Source organism: Thalassospira sp. MCCC 1A03138, assembly GCF_002115785.1.
In the GTDB taxonomy this organism is placed as follows: Bacteria; Pseudomonadota; Alphaproteobacteria; order Rhodospirillales; family Thalassospiraceae; genus Thalassospira.
In genome coordinates, this window is record NZ_JFJY01000003.1 from 65255 (window position 1) to 82248 (window position 16994).

The window sequence follows — 16994 nt, forward strand, 5'->3', positions numbered from 1 at the left end:
TAAATTTGGTCGGACCGATCTTTGGTAACCCGGACATGGGTAGAAACTACATCGTGCAGGACTGTGTCTATGCCGTCATCCTCAACGATGCCGGTGAGGTTGCGGTTGCGCGCACGCCCAAAGGCGTGGTTCTCATCGGGGGCGGGGTCGAGCGTGGCGAAAGTGAGCGTGATGCCTTGCATCGCGAAGCATATGAAGAATCCGGTTACAGGATAGATATTCGCAATCGTCTTGGAATTGCTTCACAATATGTCAGCAATTTTACCAAAGGCCGGTTTCGGCTCAAGCGTGGTGTATTCTTCCTGTGCGAGTTCACCGAACGACTTGGGCCGCCGGTTGAACCGGATCATGAACTGATCTGGCTTGCCTATGATGATGCGCATCAAAAATTGATCCGGCCATTTCATCGTTGGGCGCTTGAAGTAGGATTTGCGGGAGAGCAGGAATCGCCTTAACCGCAACACTTTTTATATTTCTTGCCCGAACCACAAGGGCAGGGATCATTGCGACCTGAATTTCCGGAACCAACCACATTTTTTGACGTTTCTCGTTCTGGAAATTCGCCATCTATATAAATCCACTTTCCGTTCCGGCGTTCAAACCGGGATCGTTCATGCAGGACGTGATCAGCACCCCCGTCGCTAAACCTAGCGACGAATTCGACAATACCCTTCTGATCAAGAATACCGCCCTTGTCGGTGGCAATGATTTCCAATCCAGTCCATTCGGTTTTGTCAGTACTTATCTGATTCGGATCAAATGCCGATGCCTTTTCCGGCGCGAGTGTTGCCAGAAGATAATCCGCGTCACGACAAACAAATGCGCAATATCGAGAGCGCATCAATTGTTCAGCAGTTGCCGCCTTTCTGATCCCTGCGAGGATTGCCCCGCAGCAATTGCCGAAACTTTCACCTTTTCCACAGGGGCAGGCGCTTATGGTGCTGGGCTTATGCACTGGCACTTTGTAACTGTCCCTTGGTCATATAAGTCATTGGCGTCCAAACTCACCGTCGATGTCGTATTCTATCTGCGGCATTAGGAGCGTATACGGCCAGTCACACATTCAACCTGCAACGAATGGCGTAAAACGCTATAAAAAACAATCAGGGTGCCTTCTTTTTGCCGCATATCGATTTTAGCGTAATTTTATCAGCGTTGATAATTCCCGACTGCATTTATCGGGTAAATTATGTAAAATGCTGATATTGAAAGTTAAATATAGCTGAAATCCAGTCAGGTTTATCTTGACGAATTTAGTCGGGTTTAGATATATTAACTTTTGCGGGTGGGGGCCCAATGGCACCGCCGGATAATGTTCCGGCCTAATGGCGGACATGTAAATTGTCGATTTGCTTCGAGGAAGGAAGAGACACGATGAATATACGTTATCTTTGCGTCTGCTGTCCTCTCCCATAGGGCCTATGGGATGAATTTGCGACCGGGCAGAACCATTTCCCAAAATGACTACCGGTCGTCCATGTGATTTAAATCACAACTGACAGTGTTTGCGCGTCATCTAAAGTCTGTTTGAATTCGTAGGAAGAATTGTCAGGCGTGGTGCGTAAACCTCTCTGGAGGACATGATATGAGCACTATTAAATTACCTGCAGTACCGCAGGACGATGGTTTCTCCGGCTACCTGAGACAGGTCTGGAAGTTTCCGATGCTCAGCGTAGACGAAGAATATATGCTTGCACGCCGCTATCACGAGCATGATGACACCGATGCAGCTCACAAGCTGGTCACAAGTCACTTGCGTCTTGTTGCTAAAATTGCTTTTGGTTATCGTGGCTATGGCTTGCCAATGGCCGATCTGGTGGCCGAGGGCAATACCGGCTTGATGCGGGCTGTTCAGAAATTCGATCCGGAGCGTGGCTTCCGTCTGTCGACCTATGCAATGTGGTGGATTAAAGCAGCTGTGACCGAATACATCCTTCACAGCTGGTCGATGGTTAAACTCGGTACGATGGCTGCACAGAAAAAGCTGTTCTTCAGCCTGCGTAAAGCCAAAAAGCAACTTAACATCTATGACAATGGCGAACTGTCACCCGAACAGGCAGATGCCGTTGCCGAGAAACTTGGCGTGACCGGTAAAGAAGCGCTTGAAATGAACCGTCGCCTTGCAGCGCGTGATTTCTCGCTTAACACACCAATGCCGAAAGACGAAGGCATGGAGTATCTTGATACTCTGTCGTCTGATGCACCAAGCCCGGAAAGCATCGTTGCAGATGCCGAGGAACGTGTTTTACATAACGACATGCTGAAAAGCGCGATGGGTGAGTTGCCAGAGCGCGAGCGTGAGATTATCGAAGCCCGTTTCCTGAGTGATGATCCGATTACGCTTGAAAAACTTGGCGAACGCTTTGGCGTAAGTCGCGAACGTGTGCGTCAGCTTGAGGCGCGCGCATTCAAAAAAATTCAGGAATCTGTTCTGACGCAGCATGCTGCGGCGTGATCAGATTTCTACTAATCAATCAAAAGGCGGCATCTTCTGATGTCGCCTTTTTGTTTTCGTGAGGGTTGAGTTTACCGACGTAAAGCGCGCGAACGGGTAATCATGTCTTTGGTTTTGCCCCAAAGCTGGTAGTCATCAAGCTGCACGAAAGGCACCCAGCGGGCATCGGCAGCATCACCGCCAGCCTTTAAATCGGTTTCTTGTGCTTCGGCGACGAAGTCGATCAGGGTATAGTGATATTGAACCTGCCCATTGCCATCTGGCGTGATTAGGTCGATTGTATCAATCAGAACCGGGGTTGATACGATGATACCGGCTTCCTCCAGGACTTCTCGCCTAACCGCATCACGCAATGTTTCACCAAGCTCCTGTGCGCCGCCGGGAATGCTCCAACTGCCTTTACTTGGCGCCTTGCCCCGTTTGATCAGCAAAACATTTTCTTCATTCCAAATAACAGCACCAACTCCGATGATCGGCCTAGCAAGGTAATCTCGCTTATCGTCGATATCAGACATCGCCCTCATCTTCTATGTCTTCATCCGGATCAGGAACGTCATGGGCGACTTTTCCTGTCATTTCCCGCGCCCTTATGGCAGGTCGGCCAAGAAACTGATCTTCGGATTCCGGACGCAAAGACATCACGAAATCGACTGCCGGCGCGTCACCCAGGGCAAATTGCCGTGCAGTTTCATAATCGGGCGCTGTTACCTTCGCTGTGCGGATACCGACAGAGCCATTATCATCGTATATGTATTCAACAATCCAGACCTGCAAAACAACTCCTTTTCAATGGCGGTTGATGCCGCCTGTTTTGTTTGGTTGCGCCACAAACTTGAATGCTGCTATCACTCTATAAATGGGAATTTCCCAGCTTAATAGTCGCAGCATTGCCATACTGTTAATGACAAATGGTGAATGCAAATATGTATTACAGGTCAAAAGATGTAATGCGACGTCTCTTCACAGGTGATCAATGACCGCCAATCACGATAACCAGCATGATTCGGATAGCGAAAACGCCGGACATGCCCTTCCCAGTCCGGGCTTTTTTGCCCGTGTGCGTGCCTATTTTCTGACAGGCGTTCTCGTCAGTGCGCCACTTGTTATAACATTTGGTCTGGCATGGTGGTTTATAGAATTCGTCGACAGTAAGGTCATGCCGCTGATTCCGGGGCATTACAACCCGGTCTATTACCTGCCCGAAGGTTATCAGGAATACGGTATCCCGGGATTTGGTTTGTTGGTGATCCTGATTTTCATTACGGTTGTCGGCTGGTTCACAACCAACTTTGCCGGACGCGCGCTGATCAAGCTTTATGAACGTATTCTGGCCCGTATTCCTGCGGTTCGCAGCATTTATGGTGCGGTCAAACAGATACTTGAAACGGTGCTTGCCAATCAGTCAAATGCATTCCGTCAGGCTGTTTTGCTGGAATATCCGCGCCGCGGCATGTGGGCTATTGGCTTTATTACCGGAGAGACAAAGGGTGAAGTGCAGAGCCTGACGGAAGATACGGTTATCAATATCTTTTTACCAACCACACCAAACCCGACATCGGGATTCCTTTTGTTCGTGCCACGCCGGGATATCGTGATCCTTGATATGACGGTCGAAGAGGCGATCAAAATGGTTATGTCAGGTGGGATTGTCACGCCACCTGATCGTCGCAGTGCCGAACTTCAGGCCAAGCCGCGTGTTTCCGCAAAGACATACGAAGACGTCGATGTTCTGCGTGAAAAAGAAAACATACCGGTTCTGGTTTCCAGACATCCCGAACCGGGGAACGAGAATACCGATGACAAAAGCCGCGAGGATGCGTAAAGCGGTTTAATGGAAAACAAACAACAAGGGCGCCGCAATTTGCAAGCGCCCTTGTTGTTTAGCCGGACCGGAAATAGCGAACGGCTTCGTCGCGCTCGAAAAGATACAGCAACAGCCGCAATGCTTCGCCGCGCGGCTTTTGCAGATCGGGATCTAGTTCGACAATCAGGCGGGCGTCGTCGCGGGCGATTGCCAGAAGATCACCGTGCATTTCCAGACTGGCAAGGCGATAGGCTTGCAATCCACTTTGCCGGGTGCCCAGAACTTCGCCCGCACCACGCAAGCGAAGATCTTCCTCGGCAATGATAAAACCGTCTTCTGTCTCGCGCATGATCTTGAGACGGGCTTTGGAAATCTCGCCTAAAGGTGAACCATACAGCAGCAGGCAGGTTGATGCCGCGTCTCCGCGCCCGATCCGCCCACGTAACTGATGAAGTTGTGCCAGACCAAACCGTTCGGCGTGTTCGATGACCATGATTGTTGCGTCGGGCACGTTCACCCCAACTTCAATCACCGTTGTCGCGACAAGAATAGACAGATCACCGTGGGCGAAGCGATCCATCACGGCATCCTTGTCCTTGGCTTTCATTTTACCGTGGACAAGTCCGACACGGCTTTCGCCAAACAGGTCGACCAGAATGCGATACCGTTCTTCTGCAGCCTGCAAATCGAGGACTTCGGAATCCTCGACCAAGGGGCAAACCCAGTAGATTTTGGTCCCGGTGCGCATGGCGCGACCGATGCCTGATATGACATCGTCAACCTTGTCCGCAGGTAGAACACGAGTATCAACCGGCTTTCGTCCCGGCGGTTTTTCGTCCAGCCGCGATACTTCCATATCCCCGAACGCTGTCAGGGTCAGAGTTCTGGGGATCGGTGTTGCGGTCATGACCAGAACATCGACTGCCTGTCCCTTGCCTGCCAGCATAAGGCGTTGATGTACGCCAAATCGATGCTGTTCATCGACAACGGCAAAGGCTAGGTCGTGGAACTGCACGTCTTCCTGGAACAGCGCATGCGTACCAACAGCAACCTGAAAAGTTCCATTTGCAAGGCCCTCGAGTGCCGTCTTGCGACTTTTGCCCTTATCGCGCCCGGTCAGGATTGTGCAGTTTACACCGATTTTTTCCAGAAGGGGGGCAATGGTTTCAAAATGCTGGCGGGCAAGTATTTCTGTCGGCGCCATTAATGCGGCCTGACGACCGGTTTCGATTGCGTTCAGCATAGCCATCAGTGCGACAACCGTTTTCCCCGAACCAACATCCCCCTGAAGCAGGCGCAACATGCGACCGTTGCTGCTCATATCCTCGTAAATGTCTTTGAGGGCGCGTTGCTGCGCACCCGTCATGGCAAAGGGCAGTTCTGCTTCAAGCGCCTTGCGCAAACGGCCATCACCCTTTGTCGATATTCCGCCCAGTTTACGCATTTTGGCCCGGATAAGCGCAAGGGCAAGCTGATTTGCCAGCAGTTCGTCATAGGCAAGTCGTTTGCGGGCAGGGTGGTCAGGTGACAGGTCGCCATCATTTTCAGGGTTATGAACCTGATGCAGGGCGGACTTCAGATCAGGCCATTTGTGGCGCGCCTGTAGGGCGGGGTCATGCCATTCCGGGAGCTCCGGTACCATCGCAAGAGCCGCACGAGTTGATTTGGTAAGAGTTTTACCCGTGACACCAGCTGACATCGGGTACACAGGCTCCACGGCTTGAATTTCATCACGCTCGGCTTCGGTACCAATTCGGTCAGGATGGGTGATCTGGTATTCACCGCGATAATGATCAATTTTGCCCGAGACGATACGCTTTTCACCAACCGGAAGAACTTCGTTCAGATATTTGGCCCTGGCATTGAAAAATGCCAAAACCAGAGGGCCACTTTGAGTTTTGCAAATGACCCGATACGGGCGGCGCCGATTTGGCGGGGCATCATGGCGTTCGATCCAGACATCCAGCGTAACAATCGATCCATCAATTGTTTCTGTTAGAGGCGGAGAAAAACGTCGATCAATCAGCCCCGATGGCAAATGCCACAGCAAATCGACCACATGTTCGCCACCGATCAACCGCGCAAGCAAAGGCTTCAGGCGCGGGCCAATGCCGGGCAGGCTGTCGATTTCAGCAAAAAGCGGGAACAATATTTCCGGGCGCATGACGGTTTTCGTTGTGTTTTCGGATAAGAACGTTAATAGAACAAATCGGTTTAGGTGCTGGGTATACAACAAAATTATCGTGCGACAACCGACAAGTCACGAGCCAATGCAAATTGGATGGATGACAGCATGGACCAATTGTCGAATTTACCGTACAAACCATGCCACAAAAGACAAACTGTGCCTTTGGTTTTATGCCGATGCACAGTGACCAAAAAAGACAGGAGATCGAACGTGAGTATCTACAGCAAAGAACTTGAAGTACGACGCAAGAAGTTGCTGTTTCGCGGCGGCCATCGCGGTACCAAGGAAAACGATATCCTGATCGGTCGTTTCATGGAGGCGCACCTTGCCACCCTGTCCCAGGAACAGCTCGAACGTTTTGAAATCCTGATGAATGATGTTCCCGATGCCGATTTCTTTAAGTGGGCAACGGGCAAAGAGCAGGCACCGGAGGAATATGATACCGACGTGCTGCACATGATTCAGGAACTTAGCAACGCCAGATAAAACATTGAATAAATTAAAAGAAATCATTTCAACAAAAGGTCGCAAGCGACTGTGTGGTGTTCCCGAGGGTGCCGACGCTTTATTGTTGCGCGAATTGCTGGATGCATCGGCAAACGACGCCACAATCCTGCATATCGTGCGCGATGACAAACGCATGGCCCAGCTTGCCGAGGCACTTGCTTTCTTTGCAGGCGAGGTCGAAGTCTTGACCCTGCCGGCGTGGGATTGCTTGCCTTACGACCGGGTTTCACCGATTGCCGAAGTAACGGCACGCAGGGTTGAAACATTGACGACACTGGCTGAGGATATCAAACCGGCCAGCGGGCAGGGACGTATCGTTCTGGCAACAGCAGCAGCGATCGTGCAGCGCGTCCCGCGGGTAGATGTTATGCGCGATGGCAAACTGACCTTTAAATCAGGACAGGAGCATTCGCGCGCCGATCTGACAGGCTATTTTGATCGGATGGGCTATAACCGTGCCGAACAGGTTATGGAGCCCGGTGATTACGCGGTTCGCGGAGATATTGTTGATATATTTGCGCCGGGTATGAAAGAGCCTGTGCGACTTGATTTCTTTGGTGACGAGATCGAAAGCATTCGCCGGTTTGATGTTGAAACCCAGCGCACCGTCGGACGGATCAACGAAATCGCCCTTCTGCCCGTTGGCGAAGTGTTTCTGGATCAGGAGAGCATTTCCCGGTTCCGCAGCGGATATCGCGAACTTTTTGGCGTCGTATCTCAAACTGATCCACTATATGAATCGATCAGTAACGGATTGAAATATGGTGGTATGGAGCATTGGCTGCCGTTGTTCCACGACGGTATGGACACTGTATTTGCCTATCTTCCGGATGTAATGGTCAGCCTTGATCATCAATATGGCGAGGTCATCGAAAACCGCCTTGAGATGATTGACGATTATTATCAGGCACGCCTGAATATAAAGGGCGGCGGGCTTTCGGGGGACAATGTTTATAAACCTGTGCCGCCCGAGCGGCTTTACCTTGATCAGGACGAATTTGACCGGATGCTGAATGATCGCACGGTTCTAGAGCTTTCACCTTACTACGAGGAAGAAAGTGCTAAGCGTGCCGTTTTTGACATGGGCGCGCGTCCCGGGCGCGACTTTGGTGATGTTCGGGCACGGGCCGATACCAATCTCTATGATGAATTGCGTGATTTCATCGTCGCCCAACGTGGAAAGAATCAACAGGTTGTAATCGCAGCTTATTCCGATGGATCACGTGACCGTATGGTTTCGGTTCTGCGCGAACATGGTGTTGCAAAGGTTGTTACGGCAGAATGCTGGGAAGATGTTACGGACGATCTGACGCCAGAACAACTTGCTGTTGTTATTCTCGATCTTGAACACGGGTTCCGCCGTGAAGGTCTTTGGATACTTTCAGAACAGGATATTCTTGGCGATCGTATGAGCCGTCCAGGCGGACGACGTCGCAAGGCTGAAAACTTCCTGCGCGAAGCATCCGAGATTTCAGAGGGGGACCTTGTCGTCCATCTTGACCACGGGATCGGTCGTTATCTTGGTCTTCGGACCGTTACGGCGGGTGGTGCGCCACACGATTGTCTGGAACTGGAATATGATGGCGGCGACAAGCTTTTTGTTCCGGTTGAGAATATCGAAGTTCTATCGCGCTATGGTTCGGACGAGGGGCTGTCGATCCTTGATAAACTTGGCGGCGTTGCCTGGCAGGCCCGCAAGGCCAAATTGCGCGAGCGCATTCGCGATATGGCAGGCAAGCTGATAAAGGTTGCCGCCGAACGCCATCTGCGCAAAGGGGCGGCCTTGACCGCCCCCGAGGGAAGTTATGACGAATTCTGCGCAAGCTTCCCGTTTGCTGAAACCGAAGATCAGGCACGTGCCATTCGCGATACGCTTGACGATCTGGCCGCAGGAAAGCCGATGGATCGTCTTGTATGCGGGGACGTTGGCTTTGGCAAAACAGAGGTCGCATTGCGCGCAGCCTTTGCCGCCGTAATGTCGGGCAAACAGGTTGCGATTGTTGCACCGACCACATTGCTATGCCGTCAGCATTACCTGACCTTCAAGCAGCGCTTTGACGGGCTTCCGGTGCGGGTAGAGCAACTGTCGCGTCTGGTAACCGGCAAGAATGCCAAGCTGGTCAAGGACAACCTTGAAAGCGGGCATGTAGACATCGTGTGTGGGACGCACGCCCTGTTGGGTAACGGTGTAAAGTTCAAAGATCTTGGACTTCTGATCATCGATGAAGAGCAGCATTTCGGCGTCAAGCATAAGGAACGCCTGAAAGAGCTTAAAACCGATGTCCATGTGCTGACATTAACAGCGACGCCGATCCCACGCACATTGCAGCTTGCCCTGACCGGGGTGAAAGAACTTTCGATTATTGCGACACCGCCGGTCGACCGCCTTGCTGTTCGGACCTATATCACGCCATATGATCCGGTTGTCGTGCGCGAAGCAATCTTGCGCGAACGTCACCGTGGCGGGCAAATCTTCTATGTCTGTCCACGGGTCAATGAACTTGGGCGGGTTGCTAAGGAACTTGAAACACTTGTGCCTGAAATCAAGTTTGACGTTGCACATGGCCAAATGGGGCCTCGTGACCTTGAACAGGTGATGACCGATTTCACTGATCGCAAATTTGATCTGTTGCTTGCGACCAATATTATCGAGTCCGGCATCGATGTTCCGAACGCCAATACCATGATTATACATCGTGCCGATATGTTCGGGCTGGCACAGCTTTATCAGTTGCGCGGGCGTATCGGTCGATCAAAACAGCGTGCATATGCCTATCTGACGCTGCCAACTGGCAAGAAACTCACGGCAACGGCGCTGAAACGACTTGAAGTCATGCAGACGCTTGATAGTCTTGGTGCCGGTTTCAATCTTGCCAGCCATGACCTTGATATTCGCGGAGCAGGAAACCTGCTTGGCGAGGAACAATCAGGCCATATCAAGGAAGTCGGGATCGAACTTTATCAGCAGATGATCGAAGAAGCCGTGGCCGAGGCCAAGGGTGAGATAGAGGCCGATGACGCGGCATCCTTCGTTCCGCAGATCAATGTCGGAATGCCGGTGCTGATACCGGATCGTTATGTGCCCGACCTTGGCGTGCGACTTGGCCTGTATCGGCGGATTTCGGAACTGCGTTCCCGCGAGGAAGTTGACCAATTTGCCGCCGAGATGATTGACCGCTTTGGCAAGCTGCCAAAAGAGGTCGAAAACCTTTTGGACGTGGTAACGATTAAACAATGGTGCCGCACATCCAATGTTGAAAAACTCGATGCCGGCCCCAAAGGGGCGCTTATCACGCTTCGGAATAATGAATTCCCGAACCCGGCCGGTCTGGTTGGTTTTATCCAGCAACAGGTTGGCGTGGCCCGTTTGCGCCCGGATCACAAGATCGTTTATGCTGCAGGGTGGGATGGTCCGACAGATCGATTGGAAGGTTTAAAGCGCCTGATGCGTCGCTTGGCCGACATTGCTGCAAAAGCATAACGAAAAAGGCAGGTACCCGTTCAGGACCTGCCTTTTTTATTCCCAGACGGGATACATGTCAGATGGGTGTTTCTTCCTGACGCGCCAGACGGATCATGCGTTGCAGGATTTCGGGTTCCTGCGCGCCCGAAAGAGCATGGCGGCCATTAAACAGGAAGCATGGGACCCCGGTTACGCCCATTTGATGGGCGACACGGTTTTCCTGCGATACGAATTCACGATCCATATCACCACCAAGATAATCAAGGATTTCGTTTCTGTCCTCGCCATGGGAGACGGCAATTTCGCACAGAACGTCATGATCACCAATATCGCGTCCATCAAGGAAGTAAGCGGTGAATAGGTCTTCAACAAGATCGTTGCCGACGGCGGGACGTTCGGCACAAACCTTATAGATCAGACGATGGGAATCTGTTGAGTCCGGTGTCAGGCGAATGGCATCAAAATTGAAGTCGATCCCAACGGCTGCCCCTGCAGCTTCGATCGCCTTGTAGACACGGGTTGCACTTTCTGTGCCACCGAATTTGGCGGAAAGATACAATTTCCGGTCAATGCCACCATTTGGCATATCGGGGTTTAACAGGAATGGACGCCAGGTAATCGGCATGTGGTCCAATTGTTCGCGCGCGAGCGCCTTTTCCAGCCGCTTTTTGCCGATATAGCACCAGGGACATACCGTATCGATGATCGCCTCAATCCGGATCGCCGCCATCGATGCTTCGCTATGTCCAAGTTGCCAATTCATGTTTTATCCATTCAGGAAAGAAGTACCCGCCGCAAGTGGCGCAATACCAAGATGGTCTGCAATGGTTTGCCCAATATCGGCGAAACTGTCGCGCATGCCAATCGGACCGGGTTGAATGGCCGGACCAAACGCCATAATCGGCACGAACTCACGTGTGTGGTCATTGCCGCGCCATGTCGGGTCACAGCCGTGATCGGCAGTAACGATGACCAGATCACCGGGTTTCAGTGCCGCGCGCAGTTCGGGAATGCGGGCATCGAACTCTTCAAGGGCATTGGCATAACCCGGCACATCGCGACGATGACCAAACTCCATATCAAAATCGACAAGATTGGTGAAAACGATGCTGTTATCAGGCGCCTGATCAATTTCAGTCATCATGGCATCAAAAAGGGCCATATTACCCGATGCCTTTACCTTCTTTGAAATGCCGCGCTGTGCATAGATATCGGCAATCTTGCCCACCGAGATGACCGTGCCGCCAGCCTCGCTAAACTTATCCAGTAGGGTTGGTCTATGCGGTGGGATCGCTATATCGCGACGATTGGCCGTTCGCTTGAAATCAGCCGGATTGCTGCCGACAAACGGGCGGGCGATGACACGGCCAATATTATATGGTTCAACCAGTTTAAAGGCGATCTCGCAAACCTCGTACAACCGATCCAGGCCAAAAAGCTCTTCGTGGGCGGCAATCTGAAACACGCTATCGGCCGAAGTATAGCAAATCGGCATGCCGGTTTTGATGTGTTCTTCCCCGAGTTCGGCAATGATTGTTGTACCAGATGCGTGACAATTGCCAAGAATACCGGGCAACTTTGCCTGCTTTATCAGCGTATCGGTCAATTCTCTGGGGAAGGTGGGCACTTCAAGCGGGAAATAGCCCCAATCAAAATCAACGGGTACACCCGCAATTTCCCAATGGCCGCTTGGCGTATCCTTACCGCGTGACAGTTCCTGAGCATGGCCATAAGCGCCAATCATCGCGCCTCCATGCTCAAGTCCCGGTGGGACACGACCGGTTGCATCCCTGGCGGCTTCGCCAAGACCTAATGCTGTCATATTGGGAATATTCAGTTTTCCCTTGCGAATATCATTGTCTGCCAGCCCCTCGGCACAGTTTTCTGCAATGTGACCCAAGGTGTCTGAGCCCTGATCACCAAACTTGGCTGCATCTGGAGCTGCGCCGATACCGAAACTGTCTGCAACAATGATGATGGCGCGGGCCATTCCGTCTTCCTTCAGCTGTGTCTGCCATTTGGATCGATTGGCAGATAGTCATAATTCTCAGTAGTTGCCAGTCGTCTTTGGCGCAGCAGACTGATCAATACCACACGTTTCCAACAAGGCTGTCAAAACCCCGCTGGCACCGAAACGGAACGTGCTTGGCTCTGCCCAGCCTTCACCCATTATTTCATCCGCAATTGCAAGAAACAATGCTGCGTCATCAGCCGTTTTGACGCCGCCAGATGCCTTGAAGCCACAAGCAAGGCCATCTTCCTCCCGGGCATCGCGAATGGCCGAAATCATTGCTACAGCCGCCTCGGGCGTCGCGCCAACTGTCACCTTTCCGGTCGAGGTTTTGACGAAATTCGCACCATATTTGATCGCAAGGCGGGCGGCATCATAGACTTTGCAAAGATCGTCAAATTCGCCGCTTTCAAGAATGACCTTCATCGTGGTCATCGGACCGCAAGCCATCCGGGTTGCTTCAATAACATCAACGACAGTCTGGATATCCCCGGCTATAAAAGCCTTGTAAGGCAAAACCAGATCAACCTCGTCCGCACCCTTGGCAACGGCGTCTGCCGTTTCGTCGCCCACGCGCTGCGCATTGGTGCCACCGTCCGGGAAATTGACAACAGTAGCAGTTTTAACACCGCTTTGGCCCAGAGCCCGCCATGCGGTTTCGATAAATGGCGCATACACACAAACCGCGGCGGTATTCCCTGCCGGGCTTTGTGCGCGGTCACACAGTGCTTCGATCTTTTCGACCGTGTCATCGTCATTCAGGCTGGTCAGATCAAGAACAGAAATGGCCAGCCGCGCGGTATCCGCATCGCTTTTTGCGGCAGCTTTAGCTGCTGTAATGACTTCTGAAACATAATTCGGGTCGAACATGTCGATATCCTTAAAACGCGCGGGACGCGAAGTGTTGAATTCGGCAAGGATTATACCGAACTCTTGCTATCGCGTCCCGTAAAGAAGGTCAACGTGCGGTCAAAAGAAGCCCTTCGCGACCAGGCAATGCTTCGGGCCCTGCGACAGAGCAAAGCAAACCGCCGGGAACCACAAGACGCCCACCGACACGTGCGTACATGAAACCGTCTGTACGACTGGAAAACGGTGTTTTGTCACCTGTTTCGCAATCAAGAACATAGCCCAGTTCCTGACCTGCTTTTACATGGACACCGGCATCGACGGAAAACACGATCATCCCACCATGGGTTGCCGTTACGCGATCAACACCTGCAAGCGGTGTGGCCGTGCATTTTGCCTGGGGCAGGGGGCCGGGATCGCCTGCGATAACGTCGCGGCGTTGCAGGAATGCAAACAGGTTCTTTGCATCCTGACTGGCAAAGTGATCATAAACGTCCTGTTCACCGCGCAATTCTATTGTGGCTGAAAGTGTTGCCATCGGGATCGGAAACTTGTCGCCATAAACGCGGCGCAATTCGACCCAGGGGCGGCTGAAAGCTTCGTCGAACGGGTTAGCGCCGCTTTCTTCGGCAATGAGGCAGGCTTCCGCACCGATTTGAGCCGACAGATCTGCTGCATCCGGCCAACTGGAATCGCTGGTATAAAGATGCATGGCGGCTTCCCAGTCGCAATGCAGGTCAAGAACATAGTCCGCATCAATTGCCAGTTCCGCCAGTGTCAGACGCAAATCCTCAAGATCGGTCAAGGGGCCTGCATTGCTGCGGTGTTCCTTGATCAAGCGACGAAGTTCGACACGCGCACATTCAACATTGGCATCCGGATCCTGACCAAGCTTACCATCAACAGCCGCAATCAGTTCCTTACACAGGTCAGGATAGTGACGATTGAAGTTCTGTCCGGTGCGCATTTCAAAACGCCCGAGCGGTTTCATATCAACATATTGGGTGAAACCGATCGGATTGGCGAACGGTACCACCACGATTTCACCCTTGATCTGGCCTTTCTCTTCGGCAGCCTTCAGTAGCATTTCCAAATGGTGCAGGGCGATTACACCAGGGAGCTCGTCGGCATGAAGGGCTGCCTGCAGATAAGCTTTTGGTCCTTGCCCGACTTTGCCATAGCGACGGACGGTAAGCGCTCGGGCAGTACCCATTTGGGGGCGAATCAGTTCAATGCGTTCTTGTTGCATGATATTCCTGTGGGAGTTGGTGGTGGCATTATCAACAGCACTTGCAAACTACTGGGTTGCATGGCTGGCTGGGGCGCGTGGCCCCGAGCGATGCTTATATTCCTCGGGGGCAGGCACAAAAGGCTGGATCAAATATGTCCGCCAGCTTTGGCCGGAACGGATTTGTTTTCTTTCCGGTTTTCGTTTCGGCGAAGGTGCTTCTCGATCCCCTTGAAGCCAAAGGTGAGAACGTAAACAATGATCAGGTAGATCACGCCGGCCGAAATAAAGGCTTCATATGGCAACGCAGTGCGAGCAACAATTTTGCGCGCGGCTCCGGTTAGTTCCATCATTGTCACCGTTGACGCCAGTGACGTTGCCTTGAGCGTGAAAATTACATCGTTGGTGTAGGCGGGCCAGATAATCTGCCACATACGGGGGAAGATGATCCGGCGATAAATGGTGGCGGGGGCCATTCCGCACGCGCGTGCGGCCTCAATCTCGCCATTCGGAACGTTCTGGATGCCGCCACGCATGATCTCGGCCATGTAGGCTGCCGTATTCAGGACGAATGTCAGCAGGCAGTACCAGTAGGGATCACGCAGATAGGTCCAGGACCAGTGATCCTGTATACCTTCAATGTTGGCGATAAGTTGCCCACAACCGTAATACATCATGAACAGCTGTGCGATCAGCGGCGTACCGCGAAACACATAGATAAACGCAAAGGGCAGGGCCTGAACCCAAATAAGCTTTGAAACACGGGCGACGGCAAGCGGAATGGCAATCAGTGTGCCAAATACAACAGAAACTGCCAACAATTGCAGTGTCAGAAGGAAACCCTGCCACAGCCAGCTATCATATTTGGTCAGGACGTATATCAGATCTTCAAACATCGATCACGCCCTCGCAATGCCGCGGGAAGCCCGCTTTTCAAGTCGATTGAAGACAAATAGCGATACGGTGGTAAAGGCCAGAAACATTGCCATGGCGACCAGATAAAACGTAAAGGGCGCTTTTTCTGTACCCGCACCGACCGCGGCCTTGCGCAGGACTTCTTCGACGCCCACGACGGATATCAATGCCGTATCTTTGATCAGAACCTGAAACAGATTGTTAAGGCCGGGCAGGGCAAACCGCCAGAGCTGCGGCAATTTGATGCGAATGAATATCTGCGTGGGTGTCATGCCGCATGCGGTTGCCGCTTCTATCTGGCCAAGTGGAATGGACTGCATTGCAGCCCGGAATACCTCGGACGCAAAAGCCCCCTGAACAAGTGCAAGGGCAGCAACCCCCGACCAAAATGCAGGAATGTCAACGCGAACCGCTTCACCGCCGATCAGTTCGGCGAGGTTCTGAATGGCAATAGTACCGCCAAAATAGATCAATAAAATAACCAGAAGTTCGGGAATGCCGCGAATAATAACGGTATAACTTTCCCCGATGATCCGAAGGGCCTTGTAACGCGACAGCTTTGCCGATGCGCCCAGCAAACCTAGAATTATCATGAATGGTAGCACGGTCAGGCAAAGCTGGACCGTCACAAGTCCACCTTCAAGCATCTGCCAACCGCGGCCGTATAAATCAAACATGGTATCTCCTGCAAACCTTCATGCCGCGCCAATATGGGGCAATAAGGAAGGGCGGCACATTAAGTGCCGCCCTTAAACTGCCTTCCGATCAATTCGGGTGCAGGTTGATTTCTTCGAAGTACTTTTTGTTTATTTCCTGATAGGAGCCGTTTGCAAGCATTTCTGCCAGCGCCTTGTTCAGGATCTCTTTTAGGTCCTGGTCTTCTTTGCGGATACCAATACCAGTACCTTCGCCAAAGAATTCTTTAGGCGCAAAGGTATCGGAAATAAACGCATAACCTTTGCCCGCGTCCGATTTGACCCATTCAACCAGCACGCCGGAATCAGCAAGCGTCGCATCAATACGACCTGCTGTCAGATCGAGCAGAGCGTTGTCCTGCGTGTCATACATGCGAATTTCCGCATTCGGGAAATTGTCTTCAAGGAAGGCCGAATGGGTGGTCGAACGCTGAACGCCAATTACCAGACCATCCAGCGCGTCTTCGACAACCGCGCCATCTTTCCAAGCCTCGACAGACATGCCTTCCTTACCAACGAAGACTGCCGGTGTGGTGCTGTAGTAGTTGGTGAAGTCAATGGAACGTTTACGTTCTTCGGTGATCGACATCTGGGCGATAATCGCATCGTATTTTTTCGCCAGCAGGCCTGGAATGATCCCGTCCCAGTCCTGGGCTACGATTTCACATTCGATACCAGCCGTTTCACAAAGTTTTACAGCGAAATCGACATCAAATCCCTGCAGGTTGCCATCCTTGTCGACATAGTTGAACGGAGGGTATGCACCTTCGGTTGCGATGACGACTTTTTCCCAAGCTGCACTTGCTGCCGATGCACTTAGTGCGACACCCATGGCTGCAGCGGTTGCAACCTTGATCCAGTTTTTCATTCATAGTCTCC

The 16994-nt window shown here is 52.1% G+C and carries 16 protein-coding genes; 5 read left to right on the plus strand and 11 right to left on the minus strand.

Translation table 11 applies throughout. The features are described from left to right. Positions 1–35 precede the first annotated feature (35 nt). Positions 36–455, plus strand: a complete 420-nt coding sequence (locus TH468_RS08090) for an NUDIX domain-containing protein (RefSeq protein ID WP_246832262.1) — start codon at positions 36–38, stop codon at positions 453–455. Here TH468_RS08090 and TH468_RS08095 read toward each other — a convergent pair. Then, entirely contained in the window at positions 452–961 is a 510-nt protein-coding gene (locus TH468_RS08095; RefSeq protein WP_371268729.1) for a YchJ family protein, read from the minus strand. The genes TH468_RS08090 and TH468_RS08095 overlap by 4 nt on opposite strands. Before the next feature lie 624 nt (positions 962–1585). Between TH468_RS08095 and rpoH the strand changes: the two genes are divergently transcribed. Beyond that, positions 1586–2455, plus strand: coding sequence for an RNA polymerase sigma factor RpoH (rpoH, locus tag TH468_RS08100; protein WP_037992565.1), 870 nt, complete (start codon positions 1586–1588; stop codon positions 2453–2455). A gap of 71 nt (positions 2456–2526) precedes the next feature. On the opposite strand, the gene TH468_RS08105 is transcribed toward rpoH, so the two are convergent. Beyond that, the gene (locus TH468_RS08105) at positions 2527–2970 is read right to left on the minus strand and encodes an NUDIX hydrolase (RefSeq protein WP_085643148.1); all 444 of its coding nucleotides are present in this window, start codon (positions 2968–2970) and stop codon (positions 2527–2529) included. After that, positions 2963–3229, minus strand: coding sequence for a hypothetical protein (locus TH468_RS08110; protein WP_085643150.1), 267 nt, complete (start codon positions 3227–3229; stop codon positions 2963–2965). Before TH468_RS08110 ends, TH468_RS08105 begins: the two co-directional genes overlap by 8 nt. A 199-nt stretch (positions 3230–3428) precedes the next feature. Here TH468_RS08110 and TH468_RS08115 point away from each other — a divergent pair, with 199 nt between their 5' ends. Further along, entirely contained in the window at positions 3429–4277 is an 849-nt protein-coding gene (locus TH468_RS08115; RefSeq protein ID WP_085643152.1) for a DUF502 domain-containing protein, read from the plus strand. A gap of 58 nt (positions 4278–4335) precedes the next feature. Here the strand turns inward: TH468_RS08115 and recG are convergent, their stop codons facing one another. Continuing rightward, the gene (gene recG, locus TH468_RS08120; RefSeq protein WP_085643154.1) at positions 4336–6423 is read right to left on the minus strand and encodes an ATP-dependent DNA helicase RecG; all 2088 of its coding nucleotides are present in this window, start codon (positions 6421–6423) and stop codon (positions 4336–4338) included. Between the two features lie 234 nt (positions 6424–6657). Between recG and TH468_RS08125 the strand changes: the two genes are divergently transcribed. Together TH468_RS08125 and mfd are read left to right on the plus strand one after the other, a co-directional pair. Further along, positions 6658–6933 carry a succinate dehydrogenase assembly factor 2 gene (locus tag TH468_RS08125; protein WP_085643156.1) on the plus strand — a complete coding sequence of 92 codons (276 nt, stop codon included), beginning with the start codon at positions 6658–6660 and terminating at the stop codon, positions 6931–6933. 4 nt (positions 6934–6937) lie between these two features. Next, the gene (gene mfd, locus TH468_RS08130) at positions 6938–10435 is read left to right on the plus strand and encodes a transcription-repair coupling factor (protein ID WP_085643158.1); all 3498 of its coding nucleotides are present in this window, start codon (positions 6938–6940) and stop codon (positions 10433–10435) included. Between the two features lie 58 nt (positions 10436–10493). On the opposite strand, the gene TH468_RS08135 is transcribed toward mfd, so the two are convergent. The 7 genes from TH468_RS08135 to TH468_RS08165 form a co-directional block, all read right to left on the minus strand. Beyond that, positions 10494–11180, minus strand: coding sequence for a DsbA family oxidoreductase (locus TH468_RS08135; RefSeq protein ID WP_085643160.1), 687 nt, complete (start codon positions 11178–11180; stop codon positions 10494–10496). 3 nt (positions 11181–11183) lie between these two features. Further along, on the minus strand, positions 11184–12407 hold the full coding sequence (locus TH468_RS08140) for a phosphopentomutase (RefSeq protein ID WP_085643162.1): 1224 nt from the start codon (positions 12405–12407) through the stop codon (positions 11184–11186). Between the two features lie 57 nt (positions 12408–12464). After that, positions 12465–13298 (minus strand): deoxyribose-phosphate aldolase, encoded by an 834-nt coding sequence (gene deoC, locus TH468_RS08145; RefSeq protein WP_085643164.1) that lies wholly within the window; start codon positions 13296–13298, stop codon positions 12465–12467. Between the two features lie 88 nt (positions 13299–13386). Next, on the minus strand, positions 13387–14526 hold the full coding sequence (locus TH468_RS08150; RefSeq protein WP_085643165.1) for a succinylglutamate desuccinylase/aspartoacylase family protein: 1140 nt from the start codon (positions 14524–14526) through the stop codon (positions 13387–13389). A gap of 128 nt (positions 14527–14654) precedes the next feature. Continuing rightward, positions 14655–15401 (minus strand): ABC transporter permease, encoded by a 747-nt coding sequence (locus tag TH468_RS08155; RefSeq protein ID WP_210402232.1) that lies wholly within the window; start codon positions 15399–15401, stop codon positions 14655–14657. A gap of 3 nt (positions 15402–15404) precedes the next feature. Continuing rightward, the gene (locus TH468_RS08160; RefSeq protein WP_085643167.1) at positions 15405–16097 is read right to left on the minus strand and encodes an ABC transporter permease; all 693 of its coding nucleotides are present in this window, start codon (positions 16095–16097) and stop codon (positions 15405–15407) included. An 88-nt stretch (positions 16098–16185) separates the two neighbouring features. Further along, entirely contained in the window at positions 16186–16983 is a 798-nt protein-coding gene (locus TH468_RS08165; RefSeq protein ID WP_085643169.1) for a transporter substrate-binding domain-containing protein, read from the minus strand. Positions 16984–16994: the final 11 nt, after the last annotated feature.